Source organism: Enterovibrio qingdaonensis (genome assembly GCF_028683135.1).
GTDB classification, from domain to species: Bacteria; Pseudomonadota; Gammaproteobacteria; order Enterobacterales; family Vibrionaceae; genus Enterovibrio; species Enterovibrio qingdaonensis.
Genome location: NZ_JAJUBB010000048.1, coordinates 1 through 2,834, shown reverse-complemented (window position 1 = coordinate 2,834; position 2,834 = coordinate 1). Strand labels below are relative to the sequence as shown.

The window sequence follows — 2,834 nt, the reverse complement described above, 5'->3', positions numbered from 1 at the left end:
GTCACATTACGGTTTACATAGAATATGAGCTTGAACGCCGTACTCTCTACATGAACTAACAAATGTATTAATAAGCCAAATTAACTGTACGTAATGAGGCTTACATTTATAGTTAGGGTTACTGATTTTCCTTAGCTCTGATGTAAGCTTACTTTTCCTCAAAAATGGAGTAGCAAGAACTATTTTCTTTATCGCATTTGGGTTTTGATTTAAATTATCTAACGCATTTTCGAGGTCACTCCAGTTAGTAGCACCCGTCACCCTAGGGATCTGTGTAGACTCATAGCATTGGTCCCATTCATTCTCATACTTAGTTTTAAAAAGCTTCTTATCAGCTTGAGTTCGACCGATATTTTTTAATGCTTGAGCAACTACTTCATGAAATGCACTTGCTCCATAAGTATCTTTTTTGACAAATTTTGAGTGAATAAAAGCAATTTCTGATACCGCTCCATTATTTTTAATTGCTATATGATCAGCCCACTCGTCATTCATATCGTCACAAATAGTGATGTCGTAACTTTGGCAATACCCATCCTCAACAGCTCTGAACAAAGATGAGGTAGGAAAACGATCTAGCGTGTTTAAATGTGGTTTTTCTTTCTCGCTAGCGACACTGCCAAAATTAAAACTGTCATCGAACACATTAAGGATATAGTCAATGCTCTCTAGCAAGCTACCATCTTCAAAACATGAACGTGAGTAGTACGAATAGGTTGGAGTATCGAATATTGCAGAGAATGTTTTTTCCTTATTCAGATAACCAGTCAATGTATATTCTTCAGTTGAATCTTCAACAATAATTGAACTCAACAAAGAACTTCTTACTGTGATTACGGTTTTTGCGCAAGTAATGCTTAGAGGAATTTTTACCCAACGAAAATCAGCTTCATTATTTATGATTCGAATAGGTGATCTCAGTTGATTGAATAGTTTCTTAATTTGTATGTTAGTAAGAGCTGTTCCATCTGTAGTTTTTAAAGTGGCGGTCCCAGTAGTAACTTTCTCTTCAATTTCACTTACGTCGAGAAACAAGCCAACCACAACATGCCCTGACTTTATGATGTCCTCTAGGCAAATCGGAGATGCAAAATTATTCAAAAACTCACTTGCGTTAGTAGTTATATTGAGTTCATTTTTAGTTTCAATTGCCCAATCGATTAAACCATCTAAAGACGATTTCTTATCTCGATGGCTTACACGAGAGGTGCTAGGCGTTAACGTATATACCTCTGTACCAATTTTCATTCTGAAGTTAGTCGGTATGGAGCGACTTGAAGATGCGGTAGGAATAATACCGTTTAAGCTTTTTGCTTCGAGGGATCGAGAACGTATTACAGCATTAGATATACTCATGTTTTTCATTGCAACGCGTTCATATTCAGGGTGCTGACTACCAAAAAAATGACAAAACTTATCGTACTCGTACTCTTTAATACATTTTTCAAATAGTTTTTCAGGCGAGTCTATGTATTTCTTTAGTATGACTAATGCATCATCACACTCTAACAACAATAAGTAAGCATACTTATCCTCTGTAACACCACTACCGGATAAGAAAGATGGTTCAGCTTGCACTTTATAAGCAACTAAAGAGTATGTCGCATCATTCCCTGTTATAGTCGTATGCTGCTGCCTAACTATGTTAAACAGGTAATTTCCCACTCTATCTTCTGAAAGACTTCGAAACGCCTTTCTAACCGATGTTGCCGATAAACTTTTATTTAGTTTATAAAACTGTGCATTCTTACTGATACATAAATCATCTATACTCATATTTGACACCGAATTGAATAATCCATCGGAACTATACAACAATTCACCCTGTTTCATATATGAGATCAATCAATAATTACGACTATTGCAGTGAACCTTGTGACATAACGCTTGCATAACACGTTTACTACTATGCAGATTAAACTGAATTTTACCGCCATAAACACAAAAACCAAAGACAAACCTACAATGCCGAATGTAGTAAATCGTGTTGATGCATTTGTTATATGATTATGCGCCTACACTATTTGGTAACAACGGTGGCGGAGTTACTACCAATGGGATTGGTAAAGGCACAGGGTCTACATTATTAAAGTAAATTTCTTTCAAGGAAGTACACATTCCATCGAAATCAGGAAACATTGTAGCTGTATTAATACCCATAAGATTGAGTTCATTCATGATTACTCTGCGCTCTTTAATTGGTAATAACGCGTAATAAAGAAAGTTCTTACCTGTTGTTTTATTAATATTATCTAAATAAGCTTCTACATCAGGAACATTTGTAACTGTCGTTACCGCCATTTGAGAAACTAACCGTTGATTATTTATAGCACTAGGCCTAAATTCTGAGAGAAATGGAATTTCAGCATTTAAAAATGGCACTTGCATGTAAGAATTGCGCCATAATTGAAAATCAAACATGTATATTTTAACAAAACCGTTAGCATCGACATTTCTTGGATCAACATCTTTTAATGCAAAATATGCGGCGATATAAGGCGACATTGTCCAGTCAAGTAACGGGGTAGGAAAACCATGATGTTGCAGTTTAGCGAGAAAACCACCTACTTTTTCTTCATTCTTAAAATCTTCAATATTATAGCCAAATGAAGCTGCTTGATAACTTACTTCCGGAAGTATTTTATCAAAATAGTCTTTCCAATTAATGCCGTTTTTAGCTGCATATCTTTGAAATGTTGTTTCCAATTTCCATGATAGATCCTTTTGACCACGGAAAAAATAAGTGTGATTATTTTTTACTAGATCAGAAATCCAATTTTTATAACTAGCCCAAGAGTTTATCATTACTTTCCTTAATCATATAACGCCGCATT

General features: G+C 35.3%; 2 protein-coding genes. Both read right to left on the bottom strand.

The window, feature by feature from the left end; all coding sequences use genetic code 11:
- Window positions 1-6: 6 nt before the first annotated feature.
- Window positions 7-1,776, bottom strand: a complete 1,770-nt coding sequence (locus LRP49_RS25030) for a hypothetical protein (RefSeq protein ID WP_262639220.1) — start codon at window positions 1,774-1,776, stop codon at window positions 7-9.
- 231 nt (window positions 1,777-2,007) lie between these two features.
- Window positions 2,008-2,805 carry an FRG domain-containing protein gene (locus LRP49_RS25025; protein WP_065641767.1) on the bottom strand — a complete coding sequence of 266 codons (798 nt, stop codon included), beginning with the start codon at window positions 2,803-2,805 and terminating at the stop codon, window positions 2,008-2,010.
- Window positions 2,806-2,834 lie beyond the last annotated feature (29 nt).

Coding starts and splice junctions, on each gene's coding strand:
- LRP49_RS25030 (WP_262639220.1), bottom strand. CDS start 1,776: ATGAGTATAGATGATTTATGTATCAGTAAGAATGCACAGTTTTATAAA.
- LRP49_RS25025 (WP_065641767.1), bottom strand. CDS start 2,805: ATGATAAACTCTTGGGCTAGTTATAAAAATTGGATTTCTGATCTAGTA.